At 58.1% G+C, this 24,962-nt stretch carries 21 protein-coding genes; 4 read left to right on the plus strand and 17 right to left on the minus strand.

The genetic code is table 11. From position 1 onward, the window contains the following. Nucleotides 1-47: 47 nt before the first annotated feature. From V6L79_RS01485 to hutC, 14 genes are all read right to left on the minus strand, one after another. A complete protein-coding gene (locus V6L79_RS01485) occupies nt 48-782 on the minus strand; it encodes an amino acid ABC transporter ATP-binding protein (RefSeq protein ID WP_261740097.1) in 735 nt (244 codons plus the stop codon). Beyond that, nucleotides 775-1,734 carry an amino acid ABC transporter permease gene (locus V6L79_RS01490; protein ID WP_405046638.1) on the minus strand — a complete coding sequence of 320 codons (960 nt, stop codon included), beginning with the start codon at nt 1,732-1,734 and terminating at the stop codon, nt 775-777. The genes V6L79_RS01485 and V6L79_RS01490 overlap by 8 nt, the downstream gene beginning before the upstream one ends. Before the next feature lie 141 nt (nt 1,735-1,875). Further along, entirely contained in the window at nt 1,876-2,673 is a 798-nt protein-coding gene (locus V6L79_RS01495; RefSeq protein ID WP_261740099.1) for a transporter substrate-binding domain-containing protein, read from the minus strand. 272 nt (nt 2,674-2,945) lie between these two features. Next, nucleotides 2,946-5,498 (minus strand): glucans biosynthesis glucosyltransferase MdoH, encoded by a 2,553-nt coding sequence (gene mdoH / locus V6L79_RS01500; protein WP_261740100.1) that lies wholly within the window; start codon nt 5,496-5,498, stop codon nt 2,946-2,948. Beyond that, entirely contained in the window at nt 5,491-7,224 is a 1,734-nt protein-coding gene (locus V6L79_RS01505) for a glucan biosynthesis protein G (RefSeq protein ID WP_261740101.1), read from the minus strand. The genes mdoH and V6L79_RS01505 overlap by 8 nt, the downstream gene beginning before the upstream one ends. Before the next feature lie 231 nt (nt 7,225-7,455). Beyond that, entirely contained in the window at nt 7,456-7,893 is a 438-nt protein-coding gene (gene dtd / locus V6L79_RS01510; protein WP_261740102.1) for a D-aminoacyl-tRNA deacylase, read from the minus strand. Next, nucleotides 7,890-8,861, minus strand: a complete 972-nt coding sequence (gene pip / locus V6L79_RS01515) for a prolyl aminopeptidase (protein ID WP_261740103.1) — start codon at nt 8,859-8,861, stop codon at nt 7,890-7,892. Before pip ends, dtd begins: the two co-directional genes overlap by 4 nt. A 214-nt stretch (nt 8,862-9,075) precedes the next feature. Next, the gene (hutG, locus tag V6L79_RS01520; protein ID WP_261740104.1) at nt 9,076-9,882 is read right to left on the minus strand and encodes an N-formylglutamate deformylase; all 807 of its coding nucleotides are present in this window, start codon (nt 9,880-9,882) and stop codon (nt 9,076-9,078) included. An 11-nt stretch (nt 9,883-9,893) separates the two neighbouring features. Continuing rightward, a complete protein-coding gene (gene hutI / locus V6L79_RS01525; protein WP_261740105.1) occupies nt 9,894-11,099 on the minus strand; it encodes an imidazolonepropionase in 1,206 nt (401 codons plus the stop codon). A 27-nt stretch (nt 11,100-11,126) separates the two neighbouring features. Next, complete coding sequence (locus tag V6L79_RS01530; RefSeq protein WP_261740106.1) at nt 11,127-12,530, minus strand: amino acid permease; 1,404 nt, start codon at nt 12,528-12,530, stop codon at nt 11,127-11,129. 74 nt (nt 12,531-12,604) lie between these two features. Further along, nucleotides 12,605-14,137: a histidine ammonia-lyase gene (hutH, locus tag V6L79_RS01535; protein ID WP_338579722.1), complete on the minus strand. Its 1,533-nt coding sequence runs from the start codon at nt 14,135-14,137 to the stop codon at nt 12,605-12,607. Between the two features lie 116 nt (nt 14,138-14,253). Next, a complete protein-coding gene (gene hutU / locus V6L79_RS01540; RefSeq protein WP_261740108.1) occupies nt 14,254-15,951 on the minus strand; it encodes a urocanate hydratase in 1,698 nt (565 codons plus the stop codon). A 376-nt stretch (nt 15,952-16,327) separates the two neighbouring features. Beyond that, on the minus strand, nt 16,328-16,906 hold the full coding sequence (locus V6L79_RS01545; RefSeq protein ID WP_261740109.1) for a HutD family protein: 579 nt from the start codon (nt 16,904-16,906) through the stop codon (nt 16,328-16,330). Beyond that, complete coding sequence (hutC, locus tag V6L79_RS01550) at nt 16,903-17,613, minus strand: histidine utilization repressor (RefSeq protein WP_219262600.1); 711 nt, start codon at nt 17,611-17,613, stop codon at nt 16,903-16,905. The genes V6L79_RS01545 and hutC overlap by 4 nt, the downstream gene beginning before the upstream one ends. Nucleotides 17,614-17,759: 146 nt before the next feature. Between hutC and V6L79_RS01555 the strand changes: the two genes are divergently transcribed. Continuing rightward, nucleotides 17,760-19,124, plus strand: a complete 1,365-nt coding sequence (locus V6L79_RS01555; RefSeq protein WP_261740110.1) for a formimidoylglutamate deiminase — start codon at nt 17,760-17,762, stop codon at nt 19,122-19,124. A 112-nt stretch (nt 19,125-19,236) separates the two neighbouring features. Here V6L79_RS01555 and V6L79_RS01560 read toward each other — a convergent pair whose 3' ends face one another. After that, complete coding sequence (locus V6L79_RS01560; protein WP_338579723.1) at nt 19,237-21,174, minus strand: ATP-dependent DNA helicase RecQ; 1,938 nt, start codon at nt 21,172-21,174, stop codon at nt 19,237-19,239. A gap of 203 nt (nt 21,175-21,377) precedes the next feature. Between V6L79_RS01560 and V6L79_RS01565 the strand changes: the two genes are divergently transcribed. From V6L79_RS01565 to V6L79_RS01575, 3 genes are read left to right on the plus strand one after another with little or no spacing between them, the layout of a single operon-like run. Continuing rightward, nucleotides 21,378-21,650, plus strand: coding sequence for a BrnT family toxin (locus V6L79_RS01565; protein ID WP_261740112.1), 273 nt, complete (start codon nt 21,378-21,380; stop codon nt 21,648-21,650). Then, nucleotides 21,610-21,888 carry a BrnA antitoxin family protein gene (locus tag V6L79_RS01570; RefSeq protein WP_261740113.1) on the plus strand — a complete coding sequence of 93 codons (279 nt, stop codon included), beginning with the start codon at nt 21,610-21,612 and terminating at the stop codon, nt 21,886-21,888. The genes V6L79_RS01565 and V6L79_RS01570 overlap by 41 nt, the downstream gene beginning before the upstream one ends. Before the next feature lie 22 nt (nt 21,889-21,910). After that, nucleotides 21,911-22,261: a DUF1493 family protein gene (locus tag V6L79_RS01575; protein ID WP_261740114.1), complete on the plus strand. Its 351-nt coding sequence runs from the start codon at nt 21,911-21,913 to the stop codon at nt 22,259-22,261. A 66-nt stretch (nt 22,262-22,327) separates the two neighbouring features. Here the strand turns inward: V6L79_RS01575 and V6L79_RS01580 are convergent, their stop codons facing one another. Continuing rightward, nucleotides 22,328-23,869, minus strand: a complete 1,542-nt coding sequence (locus V6L79_RS01580; RefSeq protein WP_261740115.1) for a phosphoenolpyruvate carboxykinase — start codon at nt 23,867-23,869, stop codon at nt 22,328-22,330. A gap of 179 nt (nt 23,870-24,048) precedes the next feature. Then, nucleotides 24,049-24,951, minus strand: a complete 903-nt coding sequence (gene hslO, locus V6L79_RS01585) for an Hsp33 family molecular chaperone HslO (protein ID WP_261740116.1) — start codon at nt 24,949-24,951, stop codon at nt 24,049-24,051. Nucleotides 24,952-24,962: the final 11 nt, after the last annotated feature.

Here is a 24,962-nt window from a genome sequence, read left to right on the forward strand (position 1 = left end):
GTTCAGAGCAGAAGCAGATCTGCTTCTGCTTCTGCTTGTAGCTGCCGTCAAAGCACCTGGCGCAAAAACGCCTGGGCGCGCAGGTCTTTAGGCGAGTTGAAGAAGTCTTCCGGGGCGGAGTCTTCCAGCAGTTTGCCGTGGTCGAAGAACAGCACGCGGTTCGCCACTTCGCGGGCAAAGCCCATTTCGTGGGTCACGCAGACCATGGTCATGCCTTCGCGGGCCAGGGTCTTCATCACGTCCAGGACTTCGCCGACCATTTCCGGGTCCAGCGCCGAAGTGGGCTCGTCAAACAGCATCACCTTGGGCTCCATCGCCAGCGCACGGGCAATCGCCACGCGCTGTTGCTGACCGCCCGAGAGGCGCGACGGGTACTCGTTGGCCTTCTGCCCGATACCGACCTTCTCCAGCAACGCCCGGGCCTTGGCTTCGCGCTCGGCCTTGCCACGCTTGCGTACCACCTTCTGCGCCAGGCACAGATTTTCCAGTACGGTCATGTGCGGGAACAGGTTGAAATGCTGAAACACCATGCCGACTTCACGCCGATAGGCGTTCACATCGGTTTTGGGGTTGGCCAGATCCAGGCCGTCGATGCTGACCGAGCCTGAGTCGAAATCTTCCAAGCCGTTAAGGCAGCGCAGAAAGGTCGACTTGCCAGAGCCCGAGGGGCCGATCACCACCAGTACTTCGCCCTGGGCGACAGTGGTGCTGACGTTGTCCACGGCGCGAACAATATGCCCGCGGGTGTCGAAGACTTTTACCAGTTCGCGAACTTCAATCACTTTGCGCGAGCCTCCGCTCAAGCCGGCTGGCGAAATGCGACAGCGGCAGGTTGATCAACAGGTACAGGCCCGCTACGCAGAACAGAATCTCGAACGGCGAAAACGAGGTGGTGATGACTTCACGGCCGCTCTTGAGCAACTCGGTAATCGCAATCACCGACACCAGCGAGGTGTCCTTGACCAAGCTGATAAATTGCCCGGCCAACGGCGGCAGTACACGCTTGAACGCTTGCGGCAGCACCACATGGCGCATCGATTGGCTGCTGTTGAGGCCCAGCGAGCGAGCCGCTTCGTTTTGCCCGCGAGCGATGGACTGCACACCCGAACGAATGATTTCAGCCACGTACGCACCGGTGAACAACGACAGCGCGGCAATACCGGCAAATTCGCGGGACAGGTTGAGTACAGTGCCGATGAAGAAGTAGAAGATGAAAATCTGTACCAGCAGCGGCGTGCCGCGCACCAGTTCGACGTACAGGGTCGAGAGATCGCGCAGGGTCGGGTTATTCGACAGTCGGCACAGGCCCGTGGCCAGCCCGATGATCAAACCCAGTACGCCTGACACCAACGACAGCCAAACCGTGGTCCACAAGCCCCAGAGCAGCGGCCCGGCGGCCCAATGGCAGTTAACACCAATCACATCGCCTTCAGCAACATCATCGCCTTCAGCCAACTGCAGGCTGTTGTCGGCGACAGTCACGCGTTGCTCTTTGCCATCTTCGCCACGCAGTACGACTTCGGCAGTATCGCCTTTGCGCACCAACTCAATCACGGTCGAGGCTTCAGTCGCCCGCTGGGCTTCTTCGGCTTGATAGGCGAAGTACTGCGGGACGCGGTTCCAGCGCCATTCGTAAGACATCAGCGAGGTGGCGTAATACAGCGCACCCGCCAGACCGATGAGCACCAGCACGGTCAATACGTGCCAGGGCCACTGGACTTTTTTTTGTTTGATCACTTTGATATTTCCGTAGAGAGCAGCGCAGACAGCGTGTGTAGCCGCTGCCGAAGGCTGCGATGGGCTGCAGGCAACCCCAGAATCTGAAGGCCCTTCGGTCCTTATCGCAGCCTACGGCAGCGGCTACAGGAATCGCGCTTATTCCATGTCTTTGAGCCAAGCGGTGTCTTTGAACCACTTGTCATGGATGCGATCGTAGGTGCCGTCTTCGTGGATCTGGTGCAGGAAGTTATTGATGAAGTTGATGCTGTCGTAGTCGCCTTTCTTCAGACCAAAGGCCAAAGGCTCGTAGGTGAACGGCTGGTCGAGGAACACCAGTTTGCCGTTACCGAACTTGTTTACTGCAACAACGTTGTACGGCGCATCGTAAACAAAGGCATCAGCCTTGCCGTTTACCACGTCCAGCACACCTTCTGGCTCGTTGTCATAGCCGTGGTACTGGGCTTTGGACATCAGTTTGCGGGCGATCATTTCACCCGTGGTGCCGATTTTCGAGGTCAGGCGGTATTGTGGGTCGTTGAGGTCTTTGTAGGACTTGATCTTGTCTTCCAGCTCTTTGCGGATGAGCAGGGTTTGGCCCACAACGATGAAGGGTTCGCTGAAGTTCAGGCGCAGGTTGCGTTCCTGGGTCAGGGTCATGCCGCTGCCGATCATGTCGAACTTGTTGGTCATCAGGGCCGGGATGATGCCGTCATAGCCAGTGGAAACCAGCTCCAGCTTGACGCCCATGGACTTGGCCATGGCTTTGAGCAGGTCAACTTCGAAGCCAATGATCTGGCCGCGCTTGTTGGTCATTTCAAATGGCATGTAGGTTGGGTCCATGCCCACCTTCAAGGTGCCGCGCTTGACCGCGTCATCAATTGCGCCCGCATGGGCTGCGCTGATCGCCAGTACCGCAGTGACGCCGACCAGCAGTTTCGATAGAAACTTCTTCATCATCAACTCCCCTCAACCTACTCAATTAAGGTGTTGGCCAACGGCGGGCTCGATTCAAAAAGCCAATACAGCCGGGCACTCACCCATTCGGAAACGGATGCTAACTCACAGAAGGGTTGTGACACGAGTTTTGCGAGAGAAAAGAAGCAGACCCTGTAGCCGCTGCCGAAGGCTGCGATAAGGTCCGCATCCTGGGGCCGCTTCGCAGCCCATCGCAGCCTTCGGCAGCGGCTATAAAGCAGAAACCCCACCGAAGTGGGGTTTCTTTTAGATCAGGCTGAAGGCTGCAATGGCAACAACGGGGCATGCGGGTCGGCAGCAACCGACTCACGCCAGGCGTTCAACCAGTCTTCATGACCCTCGTTCCACACCAGAGCGTGCAAGCGCGCCAGGGCAACAGGGTCGCTCAGCAATGCCATACGCTCGTTGTTGGTGACGCCCTGAGGACCGACTTTCAGCGCGTGACGCACACGTTCGGTGCGCAGCCATTCAATCGGCTCGGCTTCACGGTGACGCGACGTCGCCAACGCACAGGCCAACGCGTTCTGTTGCGGATCAACCACGGCCCGCACAAAACCGTCATGCAGTGCATGGTAGCGGTTCTCGTGGGTGTATTCGGCGGTGGCCGACAATTCGCGCGGCGGTGCGTATTCCTCGGGAATCAGGAACAGGCTTTCGTCGCGAGTCTTGAGGCCCAGCTTGACCCGGCTGGAGATCACCGAAACCGGGATCGACAGCATCAGTGAACCGACAATCGGCACCAGCCACCACAGGAAGCTCGGGTTCAACCACAGCACCAACGCAGCCCAGGCCGCACCCAGCAGGGTTTGCGGGCCATGACGGCGCACAGCTTCACTCCACGGCGTGGAGTCGTCGTCACGCTGTGGCGAGTTCCAGGTCGCAGCCCAGCCCAGGAACGCAGCCAGTACGAAGCGGGTGTGAAAGATCATGCGCACCGGCGCCAGCAGCATGGAGAACAGCATCTCCAGCAACATCGACAGTGTGACCTTGAACTTGCCACCGAACTCTTTTGCGCCCTTGGCCCAGATCAGAATGATGCTCAGCAGTTTAGGCAGGAACAACAGCACGATCGTGGTCGAGAACAACGCCACAGCCTTGTCCGGGTGCCATTGAGGCCACAGCGGGTACAGCTGGCGCGGTTCCATGAAGTACTGCGGTTCCATCAGCGTGTTGACCGCCAGCAAGGCCGTCGACAGCAGCAGGAAGAAGAACCACAGCGGCGCTGACAGGTACGACATCACGCCCGTGAGGAACACCGCACGGTGTACCGGGTGCATGCCCTTGACCAGAAACAGGCGGAAGTTCATCAGGTTACCGTGGCACCAACGACGGTCACGCTTGAGTTCGTCCAGCAGGTTAGGCGGCAATTCTTCGTAGCTGCCCGGCAGATCGTAGGCAATCCACACGCCCCAACCGGCACGGCGCATCAACGCGGCTTCAACGAAGTCGTGAGACAGGATCGCGCCCGCAAATGCCCCTTTGCCCGGCAACGGCGCCAGGGCGCAGTGCTCGATAAACGGTTTCATGCGGATGATGGCGTTGTGGCCCCAGTAGTGGGATTCGCCCAACTGCCAGAAGTGCAGACCGGCTGTAAACAGCGGCCCGTACACACGGGTGGCGAACTGCTGCATGCGCGCATACAGAGTGTCCATGCCCGACGCACGTGGCGCGGTCTGGATGATACCGGCGTCTGGCGTGGCTTCCATCAAGCGCACCAGGCTGGTCAGGCATTCGCCGCTCATCACGCTGTCGGCGTCGAGTACCACCATGTACTTGTAATCGCCGCCCCAGCGACGGCAGAAGTCGTCGAGGTTGCCGCTCTTGCGCTTCACACGACGACGGCGACGACGATAGAAAATCCGCCCGAAGCCTTCTGTTTCGCGGCACACATCCAGCCAGGCCTGTTGCTCGGCGACACAAATATCAGGGTCGTTACTGTCGCTGAGGATAAAGAAGTCGAAGCGATCCAGATCACCCGTAGCCGCTACCGATTCGTAGGTCGCCCGCAAGCCCGCAAATACACGGGTGACGTCTTCGTTACAGATCGGCATTACCAGCGCAGTACGTGCCTGCTCAGGGATTGGCTCATTACCGGCGCTTTTGCCGGAAATACGGTACTTGTCGTGCCCGGTCAACAGTTCCAGAAAGCCCATCAGGGCGGTCCAGAAACCTGCCGATACCCAGCAGAACAAAATCCCGAACAGAATCAGGATGCTGGTTTGCAGTGCATACGGCAGCACTTGCTGCGCTGTCTGCATCAGCGGTTGATGCAGCACTTCTTCAAGATCAACAAACGCCCAGCCCTGGTACGGCATGATGCCTTTCATGTACCAGCCAGCGACGATAGTTTGGCCAAGCATCAAGACCAGCAGGATGTAACGGCGGATCGAACCCACCGTACGCCAGCGGGCCTTGGGCAAGACGCGCTCGTCGATTTTCGGCGCAGGCGGATTGCTGCGCCCGGTCAGACGCCGCCAGCCACGAACCAGAATGTTGGTACGCCACGGCTCGGGCACCACTTTGGTGCGACGGATCGGTGGCGTGGCCTTGAGCATCACCCGGCCACTGGCATCGAGGGCGAGCATTTCTGCGTCCTCAAGCTCAGTCGCCGAAGTCAGGTTCAGACGCGTGCCAACCGAGGCCTGCGCGGCCTCGCTGGCATCAACATCGGTCTGCGCCGACAAGCGTGCATGCAACTCGTCGAACGAGGTGCAGCTCGCCAGTTCGGCGCGCTGCTCATCGCTCAGAGGCAAATGCGCCAGGTACTCGCTGAGCGAGGCCGGTTGGGGGTGAGCATTACTCATCGGCGGGCAACTGGTAGCTCCAGGTCTCGGTCAACACTTTTTCAGTCTTCACCGGTTCTGGAGTGGCTGGGGTTGCGTCAGCCGCAGGAGCCTTGGCGTCCTTGGCTGCGTGTTCTTTCTTCTCTTGTGCCTTGGCCGCAGCTTTTTCAGCTTTGGTCAAAGGCGCTGCCGGTTTGGCCGCCGGTGCATGCTCAACATCCTGAACCAGCGAAGCTCGCATTTCCGTGGACTTGCTCGGATCCTTGATTTTCATCCGCAGGGTCAAGCGCCAGCCCTTGGTTTCAGGGTTGTAACGCACGCTGTTTTCAACCAACTCGGCATTGTCACCGACACTGACCTGGCTGCGCACAGCGGCATCTTCAGGCAAGGCCTTGAGCGACGGGCCTTCGAAGTCGACCAGGTAGGCGACGCTGCCGTCAGGCTGGCGGATCAGGTTCGATTGCTTGACGTCACCGGTCGAACGCAGGGTCTGTTTGACCCAGGCGCTGTCAGTCGGGTGCAGGGCCGCTTCGTCCATGGTCCAGTGCAGGCGGTAGGCGAAATCAAATGGCTTGAGTGGCTCTGGCAGAGTGGCCGGGCTCCAAAACGCAACGATGTTGTCGTTGGTTTCGTCAGCGGTAGGAATTTCCACCAGGTCTACCGAGCCTTTGCCCCAATCACCCTGCGGTTCGATCCAGGCGCTTGGGCGCTTGTCGTAGTTGTCGTCCAGGTCTTCATAGTGGCTGAAGTCGCGGCCACGTTGCAGCAAGCCGAAGCCACGCGGGTTTTCAACCGAGAAGTTGCTCACCGACAAGTGTTTCGGGTTGTTCAGCGGACGCCAGATCCACTCGCCGTTGCCAGCATGAATGGCAAGGCCCGACGAATCGTGCAGCTCGCGACGGTAGTTGAGGACTTTGGACGGTTGGTTAGCGCCGAACAGGTACATGCTGGTCAGCGGAGCAATGCCCAGCTTGCCAACCTTGTCGCGCAGGAACATTTGCGCTTTGACATCCACTACCGTGTCCACGCCCGGGCGCAGGGTAAAGCGGTAAGCACCGGTAGCCCGTGGCGAATCCAGCAAGGCGAAGATCACCAAGTGCTTGTCATTAGGCTTGGGCTTTTCGATCCAGAACTCGGTGAAGCGCGGAAACTCTTCGCCCGACGGCAATGCAGTGTCGATCGCCATACCACGGGCAGACAGGCCATAGATCTGGCCCTTGCCCACAACGCGGAAGTAACTCGCGCCCAGCATGGTCATGATTTCGTCCTGCTTATCCGCCTTGTTGATCGGATACAGCACGCGGAAACCGGCCCAACCGAGGTTTTCGGTCGCTTTAGGGTCGAACTTGACGTCGCCAAAATCGAAACGACTGGAGTCGTACTTGATCTCTTCAACCTTGGTAGCGGTCACTTCATTGATTTTCACCGGCGTGTCGAAATGCATGCCTTGGTGATAAAAGGACAATTTGAACGGGGTTTTATCGCCCGCCCACTCAGCCTTTTCACGCTTGAACTGAATCTTCTGATAATCCGCGAACTTCATGTCGCGGAATTCATTTGGCAAATTGCTGCGCGGCGCTTGGTACTTCTGTTCGGCGAGGGTTTTAGCCTCAGCCGCCACGTCATCCAGACTGAATGCCCACAGTTGACCCGCACCGAACAAGCAAAAGAGCGCAGAGCCCGTCACCAGTGCGTTGCGAAACCGCTTGGCAGACATTTTTGGTGCATTTAATGGACTAACAATCACGAGCAAACCTCGCCGAAAACAGATGATGAAACCAACGGCCAGCGATCTAAATGCCAGGTTGGCGAGCACTGTTCCGACAATTGGTAGAGGTTTTAATTCCCCCATCGTGTCGGATTAGTCTCTGTGTAGCGCGGGATTATCTAGTAGCCCGCGTGACAACGCATCTACTGTCAGCAAGTATTTATCGCTAAAACCCCCTGTTTTCGGACGAAAACACGGATTTTCAGTGTTTTAAATATGTAACAGGAATGTCACAGGGCCATCATTGACCAAATGCACCTGCATATCAGCCCCAAAACGCCCTGAGCCGACGATCGGGTGAAGGCGTTTTGCCTCAATCAGCAGGTGATTGAACAGTGCCTCGGCCAATGCTGGAGGCGCTGCTGTGGAGAAGCTGGGGCGCAGGCCACTTTTGGTATCGGCGGCCAGGGTAAATTGCGAAACCAGCAGCAAACCGCCGCCAATATCAGCCAGTGACAGGTTCATTTTGCCTTCGGCATCGCTGAACACCCGGTAGTTGAGCAGCTTGTGCAGCAACTTGGCCGCGCTCGCTTCGGTATCACCAGGTTCAACGGCGACCAGCACCAGCAAGCCCTGGTCGATTGAACCGACAATCTCCCCTGCTACCTCTACCCGCGCGCCCCTGACACGCTGCAACAGGCCCTTCATGCTTCGTCGGGCTGCAAGTTGAGCAGGCTGCGGGCCATTTGCTCGGTGGCGCGCACCAAGGCATCGGTAATACCGGGTTCAGAGGCCACATGCCCGGCCTCGCGGATGATTTGCAGCTCGCTGCCAGGCCAAGCCTGATGCAGCTCCCAGGCGTTATCCAGCGGGCAAATCATGTCGTAGCGGCCATGCACGATCACCGCTGGCAGGTGGGCAATCTTGTACATGTCACGCAGCAACTGATTGGGTTCCAGGAACGCGTTGTTCATGAAGTAGTGGCATTCGATACGGGCAATGGACAAGGCCCGATGCGGGTCGCAAAAACGTTCGACCACTTGCGGGTTGGGCCGCAGGGTTGCAGCACGTCCTTCCCAGGTCGACCAGGCCTTGGCCGCATGCATCTGGGCGATCTGGTCATTGCCTGTCAGGCGCTTGTGAAAAGCGCTCATCAGATCGTGACGCTCTTCCTGCGGGATAGGCGCTATGTATTCCTGCCAGTAATCCGGGAAAATCCGGCTGGCACCTGCCTGATAGAACCACTCGATTTCTTGAGGACGTGCCAGAAAGATCCCACGCAGAATCAGTCCATGTACCCGGTCCGGGTGGCTTTGCGCGTACGCCAGTGACAGGGTCGAGCCCCAGGAACCACCAAACAACACCCACTTGTCGACACCTAGGTACAGACGAATCCGCTCCATGTCGGCGACCAGATCCCACGTGGTGTTGCTGTCCAGGCTGGCATGCGGCGTCGAACGCCCGCAACCGCGCTGATCAAACGTAATGATGCGGTACAGGCCCGGATCAAAATAGCAGCGACTGTTGGCATCGCAGCCCGAACCTGGCCCGCCGTGGACAAAAACCACAGGCAAGCCATCCGGCGAACCGCTCTCGTCAACGTAAAGCACATGCGGCCCATCAACCGCCAGCTCATGCCGGGCGTAGGGTTTGATCTGCGGGAACAAGGTCTGCATTACGCACTCCGAGAGAGGGGCTGAAAAATGTTGCCGTCTGGCATCATAAACCCGAATGGGTGCAAGGAGCATGTCCTTAAAAAGGCTGTGGTTGAATATCTGGCAACTGCATAAATCCTGTGGGAGCGGGCTTGCTCGCGATTGCATCGATGCGGTCTAACCGTAAGACCGAGTAGTCCGCATCGCGAGCAAGCCCGCTCCCACAAAATCAAAATCAACCCCTGGAATAACGCTGCTGCCCCCACTCAATAATCCGCGCCAGTAATTGCTTGAGCACCACTTGGGTTGGTGCGGCCAGGTCTTCGCGGTAGTTGAACGGCTCGAACTCTTCCATATAGGTGCACTGCGCCAGTTCCAGCTGCACGGCGTGAATGTTGTCGGCCGGGCTGCCGTAATGGCGGGTGATATGACCCCCCTTGAAGCGCCCGTTCAACACATGGCTATAGGTCGGATGCTCGGCACAGATCGCTTCCAGATCGCGGGCCAGTAACGGGTCGCAGCTGGCGCCATTGAAGGTGCCCAGATTGAAGTCCGGCAAACGCCCGTCAAACAGGTGCGGCACGCAAGAGCGAATGGAGTGCGCATCAAACAGCAGCGCATAGCCAAATTCGTCCTTGAGGCGTTTGAGTTCCTGTTGCAGGGTCTGGTGGTAGGGTTTCCAGATCTGCTCCAGGTAGGTGGCGCGCTCTTGTGCCGTAGGCACCTGCCCTTCGCGAAACAGTGGCACGCCATCAAACAGCGTGGCCGGAAACAACCCTGTGGTTGCCCCCACATACATCGGCGCATCGTCTTCGGGGCGATTAAGGTCAATCACAAAACGCGAATATTCAGCCGCCAGGGTGCTGGCGCCCATCTCGTTGGCAAAATCATAAAGCTGCGGGATATGCCAGTCGGTGTCCGGCAGGCTTTGCGCTTCGGGGATCAGCCCGGCCTTCACCGCAGGTGTCAGTTTCAAGCCAGCGTGGGGCATGCTGATCAGCAATGGCACGCGGCCTTGTTTAAATGTCAGTACCTTATCCACAAGCTTTTCTCCTAAAGCGCTACATCAACGCCGTTGCGCACGACGCGTTTATCCAGATCACCGCCCAGCCAGTAGGCCAGGTCTGCGGGACGATCAATGTTCCAGGCCACAAAGTCGGCCACCTTGCCGGGCTCCAGCGAGCCGTGGGTCTCGCCCATGCCCAACGCCGTAGCCGCATGCTGAGTGACACCGGCCAGGGCTTCTTCGGGGGTCATGCGGAACAGGGTGCAGGCCATGTTCAGCATCAGGCGCAACGACAACCCCGGCGACGTGCCCGGATTGAGGTCGCTGGCGATGGCGATTTTCACCCCGTGCTTGCGCAGGGCCTCCATCGGCGGCAGCTGGGTTTCACGCAAAAAGTAAAACGCACCGGGCAGCAGCACGGCCACGGTTCCGGATTCAGCCATGGCAATCGCATCTTCTTCAGTCATGAACTCCAGATGATCCGCAGACAACGCCTGATAGCGCGCCGCCAGGCTGGAGCCATGCAACGAGGACAACTGCTCGGCGTGCAATTTGACTGGCAGGCCCAGTTGCTGCGCCACTTTGAATACCCGTTCAACCTGAGCCGGAGAAAACGCCAGGTACTCGCAGAACGCATCCACTGCATCCACCAGCCCTTCAGCTGCCAGCGCTGGCAGCATTTCGTTGCAGATATGCTCGATATAGTCGTCGGCGCGATCCTTGTACTCCGGCGGCAAAGCATGGGCCGCCAGGCAGGTGCTGCGCACCGTGACCGGCAACTCGGCCCCTAGACGGCGGATCACCCGCAGAATTTTGCGTTCGCTCTCAAGGCTCAGGCCGTAACCGGACTTGATCTCGACACTGGTGACGCCATCACGCAGCAAGCACAACAAACGCTGACGGGCGCTGGCGAACAATTCCTCTTCGCTGGCAGCACGGGTCGCACGCACGGTGCTGGCGATACCGCCACCGGCAGCGGCAATTTCTGCATAGCTCACACCCTGCAAGCGTTGCTCGAATTCGCCACTGCGATTACCGCCAAACACCGTGTGGGTATGGCAATCGATCAGCCCCGGCGTCACCCACGCCCCTTCCAGGCCATGGGTTTGACCATACTCGCCCGTCGGCAACTGCTGACGCGAACCAATCCACTCAATGTAGCCGTCACGGGTAACGATGGCGGCGTCCTCGATGATCGAGTACATGCCATTAGCCATGGTTGCGACATTGCAGTGTTGCCAAAGGGTTTTCATTGCGTCACTCCGTCAATGATCAAAAACTCAGGAAAGCTCGGGAGCCACTTCAATCGCACGACCCGCAGCCGGCTTTACCCACAATAGATAAGCCACAACCAGGAATACAATCCAGACCGCGCCTACCATCAGTGCCGCCTGGGTCTCAGGGAAGTAACCCAGTACGCCGAAGATAAACACCATAAATGCGATAGCAGCCATTGGCGCATACGGCCAGAACGGCACGGGGAACTTGAGTTCGGCCACTTGCTCTCGGGTCATGGAACGGCGCATGGCCACCTGAGTCACCAAAATCATCAACCACACCCACACCGTGGCGAAGGTGGCAATCGAGGCGATGACCAGGAAGATGTTTTCCGGGATCAGGTAGTTGAGCACTACACCGCCCAACAACGTAGCGCCCATCACCAGTACGGTCATCCACGGCACGCCATGGCGGGAGATTTTGGCAAAGCCTTTAGGTGCCTGCCCTTGCTGTGCCAGACCGTACATCATGCGGCCAGCGCCGAAGATATCGCTGTTGATGGCCGACACTGCCGCCGAGATCACCACGATATTCAGAATGGTGGCTGCAGAACTGATGCCCAGACTGTCAAAAATCTGCACGAACGGGCTGCCCTGGCTGCCAATCTGGTTCCACGGGTAAATAGCCATCAACACAAACAGCGTCAGCACATAGAACAACAGAATACGCAGCGGCACCGCGTTGATCGCTTTAGGAATCACGCGTTGCGGGTCTTTGGCTTCACCGGCAGTGATGCCGATGATTTCAATGCCGCCGAAGGCAAACATCACCACGGCAAACGAGGCGATCAAGCCGCCCACGCCATTAGGCATAAAGCCACCGAACGACCACAGGTTGCTGACGCCGGTGGCAACAGCGTCAGAGCTGCCGGAAGTACCGATGCCAAACAGCATGATGCCGAAACCGGCCAGAATCATCGCCACGATGGCGGCAACTTTAAGCAGCGACAGCCAGAATTCCATTTCGCCGAAGACTTTGACGCTGCACAGGTTCAACCCGCCAATCAGCAGCACAATGCCCAAAACCCAGATCCAGCGCGCCACCTCAGGAAACCAGAAACCCATGTAAATGCCGAAGGCCGTGACATCGGCCAGACACACGATGATCATCTCGAAGGCGTAGGTCCAACCCAGAATAAAGCCCGACATAGGGCCCAGGTAGGTGCTGGCGTAATGGCCAAAGGAGCCCGACACCGGGTTGTGCACGGCCATTTCGCCCAGTGCACGCATTACCATAAACACCGCGGCGCCACCAATCAGGTAGGCCAGCAGCACAGCAGGTCCAGCCATTTGAATGGCAGCGGCTGAACCATAAAAAAGACCCGTTCCGATCGCTGAACCCAGCGCCATAAAACGGATGTGGCGAGCGGATAGCCCGCGTTTCAAACCTTGAGTTTGCGTTTGCATTTCGCGTCCTTGATTATTTTTGTCGGCGAAAACAGAGACGCAGAGAGCCCGTAGGCCCTCTGCGTTTTTTTGGATTACAGGCTTGGCAGAACGTGAGCAGGCAGCAGATCGTTCAGGCAACGAGTCGCCAGCAATTGCATGGCAATTTCGATATCCGGAGCGAAGAAGCGGTCTTTCTCATAGTGAGCGACCTTGCTGCGCAGGCTGGTGCGAGCGACTTCAAGCTTGGCCGAGGTTTTCAGGCCATCACGCAGGTCCAGACCCTGGCACGCAGCCAGCCACTCGATTGCCAGTACACCGCGTACGTTTTCAGCCATTTCCCACAGACGCTTGCCAGCAGAAGGAGCCATCGAAACGTGGTCTTCCTGGTTGGCCGAGGTAGGAATGCTGTCAACGCTATGTGGGTGGGACAACGCCTTGTTCTCGCTGGCCAAGGCCGCAGCCGTTACCTGAGCGATCATGAAACCGGAGTTGACGCCGCCATTGGCCACCAGGAACGGCGGCAATTGCGACATGTGCTTGTCCATCATCAACGAGATGCGGCGCTCGCTCAGCGAGCCGATTTCGGCAATCGCCAACGCCATGTTGTCTGCAGCCATCGCTACCGGTTCGGCGTGGAAGTTACCGCCGGAGATCACGTCGCCCTGCTCGGCAAATACCAGCGGGTTATCCGACACCGCGTTGGCTTCAACGCCCAGCACTTCAGCCGCCTGACGGAACTGGGTCAGGCAGGCACCCATCACTTGTGGCTGGCAGCGCAGGGAGTACGGGTCTTGTACCTTGTCGCAGTTCTTGTGCGACTCGGACACTTCGCTGCTGGTACCCAGCAGGTCGCGATAAATCGCAGCAGCGTCGATTTGACCGCGTTGACCGCGAGCAGCATGAATACGTGGATCGAACGGCGAACGCGAACCCAGCACCGCTTCAACCGTCAGGCCGCCGCACGCCATAGCGGCAGCAAACAGGTCTTCGCCTTCAAACAGACCGCGCAGGGCGTAGGCTGTCGATACTTGAGTACCGTTGAGCAGCGCCAGACCTTCTTTGGCAGCCAGAGTCAGCGGTTCAAGACCGGCTTGCTTCAAGGCAGTGACTGCATCGAGCCACTCGCCTTTGTAACGTGCCTTGCCTTCGCCCAACAGCACCAGTGACATATGCGCCAACGGCGCCAGGTCGCCCGACGCGCCCACTGAACCTTTAAGCGGGATGTGCGGGTAAACCTCGGCATTGATCAGCGCGATCAAGGCGTCGATCACTACGCGGCGAATCCCGGAGAAACCACGGCTCAGGCTGTTGACCTTGAGCACCATGATCAGGCGCACCAGATCATCGCTGATCGGCTCGCCGATACCGGCTGCGTGGGACAGCACCAGAGAACGCTGGAGGTTTTCCAGGTCTTCGCTGGCAATTTTTGTCGAAGCCAGCAGACCGAAACCTGTGTTGATGCCGTAGGTGGTGCGGTTTTCGGCAAGGATCTGCTCAACGCACGCCACACTGGCATCGATCTGCGCCGAAGCACTCTCGTCCAGGCTGAGGGTAACCGGCTGCTGATAAATGTCACGCAGTTGGGCAAGGCTCAGTTGGCCGGGGATCAGGTTTAACTCAAGCACGTTAATACTCCTTCACGCGTGTAACCGAAATTATAGAAATCTTTAGCAACCTTGTGGGAGCGAGCCTGCTCGCGAAGGTCGTTCGCGAGCAGGCTCGCTCCCACAGAAGACCAGTGTCAGCCGTTGATCATCGGCAGGTTCAAGCCCTGCTCGTTGGCGCAGTCGATGGCAATGTCGTAGCCCGCATCGGCGTGACGCATCACACCAGTCGCCGGGTCGTTGTGCAGAACACGAGCGATGCGCTCAGCCGCTTCGTCGGTGCCGTCACATACGATTACCATCCCCGAATGCTGCGAGAAGCCCATGCCAACGCCGCCGCCGTGGTGCAAGGAGACCCAGGTCGCGCCGCTCGCGGTGTTCAGCAAAGCGTTGAGCAGTGGCCAGTCGGACACGGCGTCCGAGCCGTCTTTCATCGATTCGGTTTCGCGGTTCGGGCTGGAGACCGAGCCGGAGTCCAGGTGGTCACGACCGATCACGATCGGCGCTTTCAGCTCGCCGCTGCGCACCATTTCGTTGAACGCCAGGCCCAGCTTGGCGCGCTGGCCCAGGCCAACCCAGCAGATACGTGCCGGCAAGCCCTGGAAGCTGATGCGCTCGCGGGCCATGTCTAGCCAGTTGTGCAGGTGGGCGTCGTCGGCGATCAGCTCTTTAACCTTGGCGTCGGTTTTGTAGATATCTTCCGGATCACCCGACAGCGCGACCCAACGGAATGGACCTACACCACGGCAGAACAGTGGGCGGATATACGCGGGTACAAAGCCCGGGAAGTCGAAAGCGTTTTCGACGCCAACTTCCTTGGCCATCTGACGGATGTTGTTGCCGTAGTCGAAGGTTGGAACACCCGCCTTCTGGAACGCCAGCATGGCTTCTACGTGTTCGCCCATCGAGGCTTTGGCGGCTTTGACCACGGCTGCGGGATCAGTCACAGCGCGGTCGCGGTACTGCTCCCAGGTCCAGCCTTTAGGCAGGTAGCCGTTCAGCGGGTCGTGGGCGCTGGTCTGGTCGGTGACCATGTCCGGGCGTACGCCACGGCGGACCATTTCTGGCAACAGCTCGGCAGCGTTGCCGCACAGAGCGATGGAAATCGCCTTGCCTTCAGCGGTGTATTTGGCGATACGGGCCAGCGCGTCATCCAGATCCGCGGCTTGCTCGTCGACATAACGAGTGGCCAGACGGAAATCGATGCGGCTTTGCTGGCATTCGATGTTCAGCGAGCAGGCACCAGCCAGAGTTGCAGCCAACGGCTGCGCGCCGCCCATGCCACCCAGACCGGCGGTCAGTACCCATTTACCGACCAGGCTGCCGTTGTAGTGCTGGCGACCGGCTTCGACGAAGGTTTCGTAAGTGCCCTGCACGATGCCCTGGCTGCCGATGTAGATCCAGCTGCCCGCAGTCATCTGGCCGTACATGGCCAAGCCTTTGGCGTCGAGTTCGTTGAAGTGCTCCCACGTGGCCCAGTGCGGCACCAGGTTGGAGTTGGCGATCAGAACCCGTGGCGCGTTGCTGTGGGTTTTGAACACGCCGACCGGCTTGCCCGATTGCACCAGCAGGGTTTCGTCATCGTTGAGGTTGGTCAGGCTTTCGACGATTTTGTCGTAGCACTCCCAGTTCCGCGCTGCCCGGCCAATACCGCCATACACCACCAGTTCGGTCGGGTTCTCGGCCACTTGCGGATCGAGGTTGTTCATCAGCATCCGCAGTGGAGCTTCAGTCATCCAGCTTTTGGCTGTGAGCTGTGTACCACGGGCGGCGCGGATCTCACCATCACGGTGACGAGTGAACGAAGCAGGCGATTTTGGGGTAGTTGAAGTCACGGGTAACTCCTCAGCGTTGGGCAGATGCGTCGGGTGTGAGAAGAGGATCGACGCACACTTATGTACTTGTACATACAAGCATATGCAAGTTAGCGGCCAATCTGCAAATTTTCGCCATGAAAAATCTGCAAGCCCCGTAAATAAAGGCGCGCAGCTGCGAGAGAAGTTTTATGGGGGGGAGGGAAAAATTTGTAGGAGGTGTTACGAAAGCAGAATTGTGCGCTGAATTGGGGCGTTAGGTAACAGAGAACGGAAACATCACTGCTTATATGTAGCCGCTGCCGCAGGCTGCGATTGGGCGCGAGGCGGCCCCTGCCCTGATATTGAAAGCAAAGGCCCTTCGGTCCTTATCGCAGCCTGCGGCAGCGGCTACACGCTAGACCGGCGTTAACTCGATCACACAGCACAACCCGGTCACAGTGATTTCCAACAACTGGCGATTGCCGCTCAATTGCAGGCAGTCGTAACGGCCCAGATGTTCGTGGCTGGTGTTACCCAAGCTCACATGCGTTTGTTCACCCGCACCAAACACCAACAGCGTATGCGCCGAGCTGAACAGGCGCTGCGGGGTTGTCGCGTGCAGCCATTGCAGGCGTGCCGCATAGCGATGGGGGGCGTAGATCAGATTGAAGTCGCGGATTGGCCCATCAATCAGGGTGCAGGTGACGGCGCTTTCACCCCGGAACGCAAACGCATCGAACGGTAACAATCCTCGGGTGCTTACGCCGTCGACTTTCAGGTTCATCCCCGCGCCTTGCAGCACGCTGATAACCCGCTGATAACCGTCGAAACGCGAAAAACCGCCAGACTCACCAATATCGGCAATCGACAGGCGCCAGCCAAAACCTTCAAGGCCCTCGCCCGCGTCACGGGTGATCTCTTCGGTGCTGCCGCCGCCGTTTTTCCACGGCATGCGCGGGTAATCGGCGGCGCGTAAAACAACGGTCTGGCTCATTTATTGAAACGTCCTTCGAGGCGGTGACGGGAACCGGGGTGGATCAAGCGGGCGGCGGTAACAGGCTGACGACCCGACCAGGTGCGGCGGCGAATCAGCAGGCACGGCTCACCGGGCTCGATTTGCAGTAATTTGCATTCTTTAGGGTCAGCCAGAATCGCTTCAACCACGTGCTCGCCTTCGGTCAGTGGTGCAACCTGAGACAGATAGGCGTAAGGCGTTTGCAGGGTGAAATCCTGCTTAAGGTAGTCCGGTGCCACCAGCGCATTGACGAAACGGTCTTCAATTTGCACGGCAATCCCGTTCTCGTAGTGCACGATCAGCGAATGAAAGACTTTCTGCCCTTCACGCATGTCGAGCACGGCGGCGCGTTCGGAACCGGCCATCTCTTCGCCCAGACTGATCACCTTGCAGGTGTGTTTATGCCCACGAGCAGCGATCTCATCGGCAATGTTGTTGACTTCAAACAGCGCGGACTGAGTCTTGGGCTCGGCCACAAAAGTACCGACGCCCTGCATGCGCACCAGTAAACCGTCGGCGGTCATTTCACGCAGCGCACGGTTAATGGTCATGCGACTGAAGCCCAATTGGGTCACCAGCTCGCTTTCAGAAGGCACACGGTAATGCGGCGGCCAGTTCCCACTCTGGATTTGCGCAGTGATCATTTGCTTTACGCGGGCGTAAAGCGGGGCCGGGCTATCGCCCATGTGGGCGGCCAGCGGGGACACGACAGGCGGAGTCGACACAGGCAATCCTTGTTCATGAGTTAAGTGGCGTAGCTTGCCGGAGTTTACCGAGCAGGCAAACGTCTGTATATGTATATACAAATTACAAGCAATGGGGTACCGAACCGATGTCCGTCTTCTTTGCCGAGCGTGCGCTGCTACCCACAGGCTGGGCTGCCAATGTCCGAATCGAGGTCGGTGCCGATGGCCACCTGACCCGGGTTCAAGCCAATGCCGACGCGCACGGCGCCGAACGCCTGAGCGGGCCACTGCTGCCGGGCATGCCGAATCTGCACTCCCACGCATTCCAACGGGCCATGGCCGGTTTGGCCGAAGTGGCGGGCAACCCCAATGACAGTTTCTGGACCTGGCGCGATTTGATGTATCGGCTCGTCGGAAAAATAAGCCCCGAGCAGCTCGGTGTTATTGCCCGTCAGTTGTACATTGAAATGCTCAAGGCAGGTTACACCTCGGTCGCCGAATTCCATTATGTACACCACGATCTGTCGGGCCAGCCTTATGCCAATCCGGCAGAACTGGCGTTGCGCATCAGCGAAGCGGCGCGCTCGACCGGCATTGGCCTGACCCTGTTGCCGGTGCTTTACAGCCACTCGGGCTTTGGCGGCCAAGCACCCAATGACGGCCAGCGGCGCTTTATCAACAGCACCGAGCAATATCTGAAATTGCAGCAGCAGTTGCAGCCGCTGCTGGCGCAACAGCCTGCGCAAGCCTTGGGCCTGTGTTTTCACTCGCTGCGCGCCGTTACCCCCGAGCAAATTCATGAAGTCTTGCGCGCCAGCGACACGACTTGCCCAGTGCATATCCATATCGCCGAGCAACAAAAGGAAGTCGACGACTGCCTGAGCTGGAGCGGCAAGCGGCCGATCCAGTGGCTATACGACAATGTCGAGGTCGATCAGCGCTGGTGCTTGGTGCATGCGACCCACGCCAACGCCGCTGAAGTTCAGCTTATGGCGCAAAGCCAGGCCGTAGCCGGGCTCTGCTTGACCACAGAAGCCAACCTGGGTGACGGTATTTTCCCGGCGGTGGACTTCCTTGCTCAAGGCGGGCGCATGGGTATCGGCTCGGACAGCCATGTGTCGCTGAGTGTGGTTGAAGAACTGCGCTGGCTGGAATACGGCCAGCGCTTGCGTGATCAACGCCGTAACCGGATGTATCGCAGCGACCAACCGATGGTCGGGCGCACGCTGTACGACGCGGCGCTGGTGGGTGGCGCCCAAGCGATGGGGCAGGCGGTTGCCGGATTGGCCGTGGGCCAGCGCGCCGACTGGCTGGTGCTTGACGGTAACGACCCGTACCTGGCCACCGCCAAGGACGACGCAATTCTTAACCGCTGGTTGTTTGCGGGCGGCGATCGTCAGGTACGCGACGTGCTGGTCAATGGCCAGTGGGTGGTGCGTGATGGTCATCACGCCGATGAAGAAGCCAGTTGCCGCGACTTCACCCGGGTGCTGCGCGAGCTGTTGGGTTAACCCCTACGGCAACGGTTACAAAGAAACTAACCGTGGGAACGAGCCTGCTCGCGAAGCCCGTTCGCGAGCAGGCTCGTTCCCACTGGGAATACCTTGGCCGGCAACAACGTATCTACAAGGAAAGCATTTCCTTCGCGGCCCATTCCCGCACCTGGGCATAGGGGTAGTTTTCCAATGCCGCAAACCCCGCAATGGCGCGCGCTTTCATCTTGGTGAACATCGGCACACTGATCCCGCATAAAAAACGGGTCAGGCGTTCTGCCAGGGGATAACTTCCCGTGTATTCCTGATGCCTGTGGATAAAAGCGCCACATAACGCTTCGAAGTTCTTATCCACAAGCGGCGACAGTGCAGGCGGCTCCGGCAAGTGAGCTACCTGCCCTGCGCACACCGAACAATGCCCGCAATGCTGCGGTGCCTGTTCGTCGCCAAAGTACTGCGCCAGCCGATAGCTCAGGCAAGTTTCACTGGCGAACAACGCCAGCATCGCGTGAATACGCACAATCTCGCCACGCTCGTGGGCAGTGAAGTAAGCATGCAACTCCTGGCTCAGCGCCTGGGCATCAAAATCGCTCACCAACAGGCTGTAGACCTCAGTCATCTGCTTGCTTTCAAGCTCGATCCAGCCCTTCTCCTGAAAGTAATCCAGCGCCTTGACCACCCGATTGCGGTCGGCCTGATGCTGGCTGTACAACGCGTCGAAATTCACCGTGGCCCAGGTTCTGGCACGGCTGGAAGTCTGGATGATGGCCGAGACGAACTGCTGGCGCTCGCCCTCGAACCTGGCCAGCAGTACTTCGGGCTCGATCAAAAACTTGAAGCGATACTCCGCAAAATAGGCATAGCGCGGAGCAATCAGACCACGCAGCTCCAGTTGCACCAACAAGGTTTTGAGCGGTAACTGACGAATATTGCTCTGATCAGACAACGGCAGAAGCATGAACTCCCACTGCCCTTCAGGTATCGCCCCACGCAGTTCATCAAGCACGCAGCGAATGCCTTGCAGCTCGGGCGTATCGCCGTACACAAAGTTTTCCAGCACGTTGAGGCTGTCGCGGTTGGCCAGCACCAGACATTCGGACGGCTGACCATCACGCCCGGCGCGGCCGATTTCCTGGCTGTAGTTTTCAATCGACTTGGGCAAGTCAAAATGCACCACGTTGCGGATGTCGCTTTTATCAATGCCCATCCCAAAGGCAATGGTGGCGACAATGCAATTCAACTGCCCGCTCATAAACTGGCGCTGAATGCCCTCACGTTGATCGTGGGGCAAACCGGCGTGATAGGCGTTGGCACTGATCCCGTGCTGGTTGAGGTGCTGAGCAATCTGCTCAGCGGTCCTTTGCAGCGTGACGTACACGATGCTGGGCTGGCCAATGCGCTGGCCCATCCACTGCACCAGGCGCTCGCGCTTGGTCGCGCCGCTGACCGGCTCAACCCATAAGTTGAGGTTGGCGCGATAGAAACCGGTGGTAATGACATCCGCCTCGGCAATCGCGAATTTGGCCTGCATATCCGCGATTACATTGGGCGTAGCTGTAGCCGTAAGCAGCAAGGCCTGCGGGATATTGAACTGACGCTGGTAGTCCGGGAGCTTCAGGTAGTCCGGGCGAAAATTGTGCCCCCACTCGGAAATACAGTGCGCTTCATCCACCACCAGCAATGAAATCGGCACCTGCTGCAAGAAGTTACGAAAACGTTCGTTCTTGAGGCGCTCAACCGAGATCATCAAAATCTTCAACTCACCCGTTTTCGCCCGAGCCATGACTGCACTTGCGTCATCACGGCTTTGCGCCGAATCAATGCTGGCCGCCGCAATCCCGTGGCGTTGCAAAAACGCCAACTGATCTTGCATCAGGGCTAACAGGGGCGAGACCACCAGTGTCAGGTGCGGCAATAACAGGGCCGGCAGTTGGTAACACAACGACTTGCCCGAACCCGTCGGAAAAATCGCCGCCGCCGAACGCCCAGCCAGAACAGCACTGATCGCCGCTTCTTGCCCGGCACGAAACTGTGGGTAACCGAAAACCTGCTCCAGGGTGTTGTGCATCACTGTCACTCCATTGACCACTGCAAAGCGCAAAACTCTAACGCGGGGGTTGCAGCTGATCGAGAAAAGGTCGGGGGAAAATTGAGAGGGGATGATACAGGGCCGGGCCAGAATGCCTTGAACAACCCTTTGTCAGGAGAAAACGCAAAGTTTGGCAACAACTGGATTTTGCCAGTAGTATTTATTGTACATACGATATATTGATGCAAATAACCTACGACATCACCAAGCGCAACAAGACGCTAATCGAGCGAGGCCTTGATTTCGCTGACGCAAAAGCCGTATTTGCAGGTCATCACTTCACAGCTGAAGACTTACGTCAGGATTACGGCGAAGTCCGACTAATCAGCATCGGCCTGATACAGGAACGCATGGTTGTTTTGGTCTGGACACCGCGCGGCGAGGACCGCCGTATTATATCAATGAGGAAAGCCAATGAGCGCGAACAAGTACTCTATGCCCATCGATTGGGCTGACCCGAATGACGCGCCGGAGTTGACAGAGGCCTTTTTTGAAGCTGCCGACGAGTTCAAAGGTCCGCAGTTGATCAAACGCGGCAGGCCCAAGGCTGAAAAAGTGCTCACACGCATCACCATCCGACTTGCGCCCGAAGTCGTGGAGCAATTCAAAGCGTCCGGACCCGGCTGGCAAACACGAATGAACGCAGCATTGGCTGACTGGTTGAAGACTCACTCGCCAGGAGAGATACCTTGAAATTCTTTTCGGACTTTTGACCATGAAACTCGCCTCTGACCTCCCGGACACCCCTGCCCTACGCGAGCTGATGCAGGTGCTGCATGAAGAAATCGGCCTGCCGGAACACAAGGCCGTCAGCCTGAAGACCTCGATCAACCTCGACCTGGGCTGCAACGGCAGCGATGCCCAGCATCTGATGGAAACACTGGAGGAGCACTTCGGCCTTGAGCTGACCGATTACGACGCCTACCGTTACTTCCAGCCAGCCGGTAATGACCCGCACCTCAAGCGCAAGGCCAAGGGCCGCGAGGGCAAAGTGCCGCTGACCATTGGCATGCTGTATGAGGCTATCCAAGCCCGACAGTGGGATACCCAAGCTCTGGAAGGCTAAATTCCAGGCACAAAAAAGCCGCCTTTTCAGGCGGCTTTTTCGTGGATCAACACACTGACCGAATGCTTACGCCTTCGGGCCAGCAGCCTTGATCGCGTCGCTGACGTCGAACTTCTTGAAGTTCTCAACGAACAGGCCAGCCAATGCCTTGGCAGCTTCGTCGTAGGCAGCTTTGTCTTCCCAAGTGTTACGTGGGTTGAGCAGTACTGTGTCAACACCCGGTACGGTCAATGGTACGTCGAGGTTGATGGTGTCCAGGTGCTCGGTTGCTGCGCCGATCAGAGCACCGCTCTGGATCGCTGCAATCACGCCACGCGTAGTCGGGATGTTGAAACGCTTGCCAACGCCGTAGCCACCGCCGGTCCAGCCGGTGTTAACCAGGTACACCTTGGAGCCGAAGCCGCGGATGCGCTTGATCAGCAGCTCTGCGTATTCGCCAGCTGGGCGCGGGAAGAACGGTGCGCCGAAGCAGGTGGAGAAAGTCGACTTGATGCCGCTGCCCGAACCCATTTCAGTCGAACCCACCAGCGCGGTGTAGCCAGACAGGAAGTGGTAGGCCGCTTGTTCTTCGCTGAGGATCGAAACAGGTGGCAACACGCCAGTCAGGTCGCAAGTCAGGAAGATCACAGCGTTAGGCTCACCACCGAGGTTCAGCGGAGCGCGTTTTTCGATCAGTTCACGCGGGTAAGCGGCGCGGCTGTTCTGAGTCAGGCTGTCGTCTGCGTAGTCTGGTTTTTTATTCTCGTCGAGAACAACGTTCTCCAACACGGCGCCGTGCTGGATGGCTTTCCAGATAACCGGCTCGTTCTTCTCGGACAGGTCGATGCACTTGGCATAGCAACCGCCTTCGATGTTGAACACAACGCCTACGCCCCAGCCGTGTTCGTCGTCACCGATCAGGTAACGGCTTTCGTCAGCCGACAGAGTGGTTTTACCCGTGCCGGACAGGCCGAAGAACAGGGTAACGTCGCCCTCTTCGCCCATGTTGGCAGCGCAGTGCATCGGCAGAACGTCGACTGCTGGCAGCAGGAAGTTCTGAACCGAGAACAGGGCTTTTTTCATCTCGCCGGCATAACGCATGCCCGCGATCAGTACTTTTTTGGCTGCAAAGTTGATGATCACGCAACCGTCGGAGTTGGTGCCATCACGCTCTGGCTCGCACACGAAGTTCGGTGCGTTGATCACTTGCCACTCGTCTTTGCCCGCTGGGTTGTACTGTTCAGGGTTGATGAACAGGCAACGGCCAAACAGGTTGTGCCAAGCAGTTTCGGTGGTCATTTTGACGGGCAGGTAGTGCGCCGGATCTGAACCTACATGCACGTGAGAAACAAAACGCTCACGCTCACCCAGATAAGCCGCAACGCGGTCCCACAGTGCATCGAACTTGTCGGCCGGGAACTTGCGGTTGATCGGGCCCCAGGCGATTGCGTCCTGAGTGGTCGGCTCTTCAACAATGAAGCGGTCAGCTGGTGAACGGCCGGTACGATGGCCGGTTTTGACAACCAGTGCGCCATTGTCGGCAAGCTCGCCCTCACCACGGCTCAGGGCTTCTTTGACCAGATCGTCGATGCTCAGATCGGTGTACACGGCGTTATTAGCTTGCGTCATGAGGTTCCCCGTCGGCCATTGGCCGATTGCGCCAAACGTTTTGTAGTAGAAAAGTTTGCACTACTACCGCGAAAAAAGTGGGCCGGATTATGCCAGAAAACCCCAAAAAGAGTAGGGCCCACCTGTCAGAACCGCGCAAGAACGGGTTTTGACAGGCGTTTTACCTAAGCTGAATCGTTTTAGTGCTGAGTGCCTGAAGGTGATTTAACACCCGCGCCAGCGAACAATTGATCGACATCAGCGGCATCAAACAGGTAGCGCTCGTTACAAAATTGACAGTCAATTTCGATATGGCCGCCATGCTCGGTAACCAAAGCCAGCGCATCTTCATGCCCCAGACTGGTCAATGCATTACCCGAACGCTCACGCGAACAGCTGCACTTGAATTCAATGACCTGGTTATCAAACAAGCGCACTGTTTCTTCGTGATACAGGCGATGCAGGATGGTTTCGTTGTCCAACCCCAGCAACTCTTCGGCCTTGAGCGTATCGCCCAGCATCAGCAACTTGTCCCAGCTGTCGACACGCTCTTCTTCATCCTTGACCACATCAGCAGGCAACTGCTGCAAGAACATGCCACGCGCACGCTTGCCATCGGCGACAAGCCAAAAGCGGGTCGGCACTTGCTCAGACATCACGAAGTAGTTGGTGAAGCAGTCAGCCAGCGTTTCGCCGTTCAGATCCACAATGCCCTGATAGCGTTTGCCAACTGTAGGATCAATGGTAATGGCCAGTACGCCATTAGGCAGCAGGTCAGCCAGAGTGGCGTCCGGGGCAATGCTGTCAGCGTCAAAACGAGCCAGGCCGCGTATTTCACGGTCGCTGGTGCATTCGATCATCAACAGGGGCACCGGGCCTTCGGAACGTGCCTGCAGGCTCAGCAAACCATCGATTTTCTGGTTGCCTACCAGCAACGCAGCGGCAGCCATCAACTCGCCCAACAACTGCTGGACCGGCTGCGGATAGGCGTGCTTGGCCAACACATCAGCGTAGCTGTGCTCCAGCGAGGCCAGTTCGCCGCGAGCATCGCTGGTGTCGAACATAAAACGTTGTGTGGAATCGGTTTTGAGTAAGTCGGACATAAGAATAGAGT

The organism is Pseudomonas sp. ML2-2023-6 (assembly GCF_037055265.1).
Classification (GTDB): domain Bacteria; phylum Pseudomonadota; class Gammaproteobacteria; order Pseudomonadales; family Pseudomonadaceae; genus Aquipseudomonas; species Aquipseudomonas kulmbachensis.

Bases quoted from the DNA above. Each gene is read 5' to 3' on its own strand.
- V6L79_RS01565 (WP_261740112.1), top strand. From the start codon at position 21,378: ATGCAAATAACCTACGACATCACCAAGCGCAACAAGACGCTAATCGAG.
- V6L79_RS01495 (WP_261740099.1), bottom strand. From the start codon at position 2,673: ATGAAGAAGTTTCTATCGAAACTGCTGGTCGGCGTCACTGCGGTACTG.
- mdoH (WP_261740100.1), bottom strand. From the start codon at position 5,498: ATGAGTAATGCTCACCCCCAACCGGCCTCGCTCAGCGAGTACCTGGCG.
- V6L79_RS01545 (WP_261740109.1), bottom strand. From the start codon at position 16,906: ATGAGCCAGACCGTTGTTTTACGCGCCGCCGATTACCCGCGCATGCCG.
- dtd (WP_261740102.1), bottom strand. From the start codon at position 7,893: ATGAAGGGCCTGTTGCAGCGTGTCAGGGGCGCGCGGGTAGAGGTAGCA.
- V6L79_RS01555 (WP_261740110.1), top strand. From the start codon at position 17,760: ATGTCCGTCTTCTTTGCCGAGCGTGCGCTGCTACCCACAGGCTGGGCT.
- hslO (WP_261740116.1), bottom strand. From the start codon at position 24,951: ATGTCCGACTTACTCAAAACCGATTCCACACAACGTTTTATGTTCGAC.
- pip (WP_261740103.1), bottom strand. From the start codon at position 8,861: ATGCAGACCTTGTTCCCGCAGATCAAACCCTACGCCCGGCATGAGCTG.
- hutI (WP_261740105.1), bottom strand. From the start codon at position 11,099: ATGAAAACCCTTTGGCAACACTGCAATGTCGCAACCATGGCTAATGGC.
- hutC (WP_219262600.1), bottom strand. From the start codon at position 17,613: ATGGGCGATAGCCCGGCCCCGCTTTACGCCCGCGTAAAGCAAATGATC.
- V6L79_RS01530 (WP_261740106.1), bottom strand. From the start codon at position 12,530: ATGCAAACGCAAACTCAAGGTTTGAAACGCGGGCTATCCGCTCGCCAC.
- V6L79_RS01560 (WP_338579723.1), bottom strand. From the start codon at position 21,174: ATGCACAACACCCTGGAGCAGGTTTTCGGTTACCCACAGTTTCGTGCC.
- V6L79_RS01575 (WP_261740114.1), top strand. From the start codon at position 21,911: ATGAAACTCGCCTCTGACCTCCCGGACACCCCTGCCCTACGCGAGCTG.
- V6L79_RS01580 (WP_261740115.1), bottom strand. From the start codon at position 23,869: ATGACGCAAGCTAATAACGCCGTGTACACCGATCTGAGCATCGACGAT.
- V6L79_RS01570 (WP_261740113.1), top strand. From the start codon at position 21,610: ATGAGCGCGAACAAGTACTCTATGCCCATCGATTGGGCTGACCCGAAT.